Origin of the sequence: Dissulfurimicrobium sp. (assembly GCF_049968175.1) — a bacterium.
GTDB classification, from domain to species: domain Bacteria; phylum Desulfobacterota; class Dissulfuribacteria; order Dissulfuribacterales; family Sh68; genus Dissulfurimicrobium; species Dissulfurimicrobium hydrothermale.
This window is the reverse complement of sequence record NZ_JBMFRG010000091.1, coordinates 1-5435: the sequence shown is the minus strand read 5'-3', so window position 1 is coordinate 5435 and position 5435 is coordinate 1. Positions and strand designations below refer to the sequence as shown.

Sequence of the window (5435 nt, the reverse complement as noted above, 5' to 3'; positions counted from 1 at the left end):
CCATCGACGAACAACGCCACGTCAGTAGTACCTCCACCAAAATCAATAAGCCCAACCCCGAGATCCTTTTCCTCCTGTGTAAGCACAGCTGAGGCAGAGGCCAGGGGTTGAAGAACTATATCCGATACATCAAGACCTGCCCGGTTGGTGCACTTAACAAGGTTCTGGACGGCCGTTACAGCCCCTGTGACTATGTGTACCCTAGCCTCAAGCCTCACGCCTGTCATGCCCACAGGATCCATGATACCGCCCTGATCATCCACAATATATTCCTGGGGAAGCACATGAAGTATATCCCTGTCAAGCGGGATGGCAACCGCCTTTGCCGCATCTAGGACCCTTTCTATATCTTCCTGACTGACTTCCTGGCCCTTTATGGCTATTACACCATGGCTGTTAATACCTTTTATGTGGCTACCTGCTATGCCTATACAAACGGAATCTATCTCCATCCCGGCCATACGCTCTGCGTCTTCAACCGCTTTTCTTATGGACTTCACCGTACTTTCCACATTTATTACCACACCTTTTTTAAGGCCGATTGATGGATGAAAGCCCACCCCGATTATCTCTATGCCATCCTCTCTGACCTCTCCTACCACAGCGCATATCTTCGTAGTGCCGATATCAAGGCCAACCAATATATCACAAGGTCTTTCGGCCATTTGGTCTCCTAGTCTTTAAGTCTTGCCACTGCCATATCCTGGCCGTAATCAAGGTCAATACTTGCGACCCTTTCATATTTGCCAGATCTATAAAGCTGGAAAAGTATCTTTTCAGCCCTTGCAAATTGTGTCTTGATGTTATGTGCCTTAAAATGAATGAGGGTATCGTGATCCACCGTATAGAGCATTAGATCACCGTTGTTTGTAATTATTATCTTCTTGATGTTGCCAGCACCCAAGGTCCTCGTACCTTGTCCAGCCATTGTTATGAGCTCCAAGGCCTTCATTGCAAACCCTGAAAGGATGCCCCTCTTGGCATCCATATGATCAGCGCCGGTTATCACAGGCAGAGATCCGACCTCTGCTGGCGCAGCCTCTTTGAAAACGGCCCCGGTACCGTCCACTAGATACATCTTACCGCCTGATTCCATAGCGGCAACCGGAACACGCTCCTTAATCATAATAATCAGCCGGTCAGGCAGCCTGCGCCTGACCTCTGCCTTCTTGACCCAAGGATACCTTTCTATAGCGCTTTTGATTGAATCCAAATTGACGGCCAAGATATTGGTCCTGGAGGTTAGGCCAGTCAGTCTGAGAAGATCTTCATGGCTCATGTGCGGTCCACCCTCAACCAGTATCTTATTTAGACAAAAATACCGGCTATGACACATCCAATGCCATGAACCATAACCGACCGCCAATATCAAAAAGATAAAAAAAGATCTTTTTAACAGCAGGAAGTTAGTCTTAAAAAAGATCGATACCCCGTGGATCTTTCTATCAGCCAGCCTTTGATGTATGCCCTTGCCACCCCTGTAAGAAGTCCTGACATTCATTGTCTCATACCCCAAATTGCAACCTCAGGCGCAAGTTCTATACCTGTAATTGACCTGACCGTGTCTTTAACGATATCCATGAGTCGGATCACATCAGCAGAACTTGCGCCACCCCTGTTGATGATAAAGTTTGCATGGATGAACGAAACCTCTGCGCCTCCCACCGCAAGACCCTTAAGTCCGCATAGGTCTATCAGCCTCCCAGCCGAATCACCTGGAGGATTTTTAAAAATACACCCTGCACTAGGCCTTCCTAAGGGCTGGGTTTTGGTCCTCTTTTTCATCAAGGCCCTTATCTCCGAATAGATGCTTGACCGCTCCTTCTGAAAAAGACGCAGCCTCACCATCGACACAACAGCACCACTAGGCACTTCAAGACTCCGATAGCCGTATTCGAGCCTGTCACCAGACACCCAGCAACTCCCGCCTGGTCCTGTGAAACATACTGAATGGAGTATATGTGCAATACACCATGTCCCGGCCCCTGCATTCATCTTAACCGCACCGCCAACGCTCCCCGGAATGCCGCAGAGACCCTCAAGGCCAGAAAGCCCCCTGGCTGATGTCCACGAGATAAGTCTGCCAAGCCCGTGGCCAGCCTCTACGGTCAGGATGGACCCGCCACTTTCATCCGGGACAAGATCCCTTAATGCATTAAGGGCCGCAAGGGAAATCACCGCCTCAACGCCCTTGTCGTCGATCAGGAGATTGCTCCCACGACCGAGTATCTTGTAGGCGACGCCCTTATCTTGAAGACAGGCCAACGCCGCTTCAAGCGCAACTATCCGCCTCGGCCTCACGAAGATCTTTGCCCTGCCGCCTATACGAAAGGTGGTAAGAGGCGCAAGGGGCAGGTCTCTGAAGAGCTCGATGCCGTCTATTTTTGCAAGATCTCTAAAGGGCAACCGCCATCTCCTTTGACCCTAATTTGCTCAATATCATCCGACCGATCTGTCCTATTGAACCGGCCCCAAGGGTAAAAACCACATCTCCTGGACGAAGCGAACCAGTCACTGCATCCGGAAGATCGCTACACGCCTTGACAAAATGCACAGACATCGCCGACCTGTCTTTTATAACCCTTGAAAGACGCTCGCCGCTTACGCCAACTATGGGGGTCTCACTCGCCGGGTATATCTCGGTTATCCAGACCTCGTCCGCCTCTTTAAAGGCCACGGCAAATTCGTCCATAAGGGCCTTGGTCCTGGAATAACGATGCGGCTCAAAGAGTACGACGAACCTCCTGTCAGGCCAACACGACCTGGCCGCCTTGAGAGTAGCCTCAATCTCAGTCGGGTGATGGGCATAATCATCCACCACCGTTATGCCATCAATATCACCAAGAACCTCAAAGCGCCTGCCTACACCTTCATAGGCGTTCAGCCCATTTTTTATACACTCAAATGGTATTTCAAGTTCAAGTCCTACAGCCATGGCGGCAAGCGAATTGCGCAGATAATGAAGACCTGGGACCTTCATATCTATGCGGCCCAATCTGGACCCACGCCAAAATGCGATATAAGACACCCCCATACCGCCAAAGGATATATCCCTCGCCTCAAGTTCGGCGCCATTTCCTATGCCATATGTCATGACACGCTTCTTTATCCTGGGAAGTATCAGCCGGCTCATGGCATCATCATTACAAAGTATGGCCAGTCCATAAAACGGCACTCGTCCGAGAAAGGCCGTAAAGGCATCCAATATATCATCCTTGCATGAATAGTAATCCAAATGCTCCATGTCTATATTGGTCACCACGGCGATACTCGGCGTGAGGTGCAGAAAGCTTCCATCGCTCTCATCGGCCTCGGCCACCACAAATTCACCCTGTCCCCAGCAGGCGTTCGCGCCAAGACTCTTTACCTTGCCTCCGATCACAACTGTAGGATCAAGACCGCCTGAATTCAACACCGATGCCACCATAGATGTAGTGCTTGTCTTCCCATGCGCGCCGGCAACAGCTATGCCGAATTTTTTCAACCGCATGATCTCCGCCAGCATCTCTGCCCTGGGAATGACAGGTACTCCCTTTGCCATGGCTGCCCTGATCTCTGGGTTCGACTCCTTTACAGCAGAAGAATAGACCACTACATCCGCCCCTTCGACATTTTTGGCCTCATGACCCTTGTATACAACGCCGCCCATCTGGACAAGGGACCTAGTTATCTCGGTCTCTCGCAGGTCCGACCCCGAGACATCATATCCAAGGCCCAAAAGGAGCCTTGCAAGTCCACTCATGCCTATCCCGCCTATACCAACAAAATGTATATGCTGTTTCTTATACATGATCCACCGTGATTGTTATCTTTTAACCGCCATATCCACAAGAATCGAGGCTATGGCCTTTGCTGCATCAGGCCTGCCCATCTCCTTGGCCTTCTCGGCCATCTTTTTAAGACTGGTTTGATCTTCCAGCAAGGCCTGTATCTCCGAGGCCATCTTTACGGCCCCGATATCTTCTTCACAAAAATATATGGCCCCGCCGGCATCCGCAAGCGCCTTTGCATTGGCATCTTGATGTCTATCCGCTGCAGCTGGATAGGGAATAAGAACAGATGGCTTGCCAAGTGCCGTAAGCTCTGCAATAGTACCGGCCCCGGCCCTGCAGATAACGAGATCGGCCCATGAATATGCCATGGCCATGTCATTTATGAACGGATAGACCACAGCCTTGACCCCGACCTCATCATATAAAGACCTCACCGCCTCGAGGTCGACAGGACCTGTCTGGTGCATTATCTCAAGCCTGACGCCTGATTTTGAAAGCAACGCAACGGCTGAACTTGCAAGCCTGTTCAAACCCCTTGCACCCTGGCTCCCTCCTATTATCAAAAGCCTCAAAGGAGCACCAGCCGCCCTTGCCTCTTCTTTATAATTAAACAACAATGATGGACGGACAGGGTTCCCCGTAACAACAGTCTTGGCCTTCGGAAAAGCCATTTCCGCCTGTTCAAAGCTCAAGAGGACGGCATTTACAAATCTAGCTGCAATTCGGTTGGCAAGGCCGGGTACCAGATTCTGCTCATGCAGTACGGTGGGCATCCCCAAGATCCTTGCAGCCAGCAGTACAGGCCCTGAGACATAGCCTCCTACACCGAATACTATATCGGGTCTGAAATCCCTGAGCCACACAAATGACCTTGATATATGATACGGTAGACCCAAAATGGATCTGGCCATGCCGAACCCGCCTACTCCAAGAAGGGGCCTAACTTCAAGCACACGATAACGCCAAGGCCGATCCTTCAAGACCTCTTTCTCAACCGGACGTCCTGCACCTATCCACATGACCTCTACGGGAGACACCTCCGAAAGCGCCTCAACCACCGCAATTCCAGGAAAGACATGACCGCCTGTGCCGCCGCCTGCTACAACAAGCCTCAAAGGAGCACCCCTCCCATCAACCTGCCTTTCCATATACTCCCCACCAATGACCGACACAAAGACCCGCTGTCCAGCCAGACCTTTATAGTCCGCAACGCATCGCTGGTGTCATTTATACCTCGAGCTCAAGAACCGCCTTTTTAAAGGCAAGCCCGCGTTCCCTATAATCTTCAAACATATCGAAACTTGCACAGGCTGGGGAGAGGAGCACTGCGCCGCCATCCTCCGCATTGAGTGCGGCCAGCCTTACGGCCTCCCGCATAGCCTGCCATCCGTCTGTCTCGACGATCTCAAATACAGGAACGGCCACGCCCACGGCATCTTTGATAACCGACGCCTCCTCGCCCATAAGCACAAAGGCGCTGACCCGACCCGACTCTGCATAGTGGCGAAGTGGGCTGTAATCTTCGCCCTTACCCCTTCCGCCGGCTATTAGTACAACAGGCCCGTCTATTGACTCAATGGCCTTGATCACAGAGACAACATTCGTCCCTTTCGAGTCATCATAATAATTTATCCCATTCTTTGTAGCTACCCATTCTATCCT

At 51.1% G+C, this 5435-nt stretch carries 6 protein-coding genes; all 6 read right to left on the bottom strand.

Annotated elements, in window-relative coordinates; all coding sequences use genetic code 11:
• Nucleotides 1-665 (bottom strand): cell division protein FtsA (gene ftsA, locus ACP5SG_RS09265; protein WP_428123897.1); only part of this gene is annotated, 665 nt, incomplete at its 3' end.
• An 8-nt stretch (nucleotides 666-673) separates the two neighbouring features.
• Complete coding sequence (locus ACP5SG_RS09260; RefSeq protein ID WP_424661089.1) at nucleotides 674-1501, bottom strand: cell division protein FtsQ/DivIB; 828 nt, start codon at nucleotides 1499-1501, stop codon at nucleotides 674-676.
• Nucleotides 1498-2406 (bottom strand): UDP-N-acetylmuramate dehydrogenase, encoded by a 909-nt coding sequence (murB, locus tag ACP5SG_RS09255; RefSeq protein WP_424661090.1) that lies wholly within the window; start codon nucleotides 2404-2406, stop codon nucleotides 1498-1500. The genes ACP5SG_RS09260 and murB overlap by 4 nt, the downstream gene beginning before the upstream one ends.
• Entirely contained in the window at nucleotides 2396-3790 is a 1395-nt protein-coding gene (murC, locus tag ACP5SG_RS09250) for a UDP-N-acetylmuramate--L-alanine ligase (RefSeq protein ID WP_237887586.1), read from the bottom strand. The genes murB and murC overlap by 11 nt, the downstream gene beginning before the upstream one ends.
• Before the next feature lie 15 nt (nucleotides 3791-3805).
• Complete coding sequence (gene murG / locus ACP5SG_RS09245) at nucleotides 3806-4945, bottom strand: undecaprenyldiphospho-muramoylpentapeptide beta-N-acetylglucosaminyltransferase (RefSeq protein WP_424661091.1); 1140 nt, start codon at nucleotides 4943-4945, stop codon at nucleotides 3806-3808.
• Nucleotides 4946-5000: 55 nt separating this feature from the next.
• Nucleotides 5001-5435: glutamate ligase domain-containing protein (locus tag ACP5SG_RS09240; RefSeq protein WP_428123889.1), on the bottom strand; the 435-nt coding region annotated here is incomplete at its 5' end.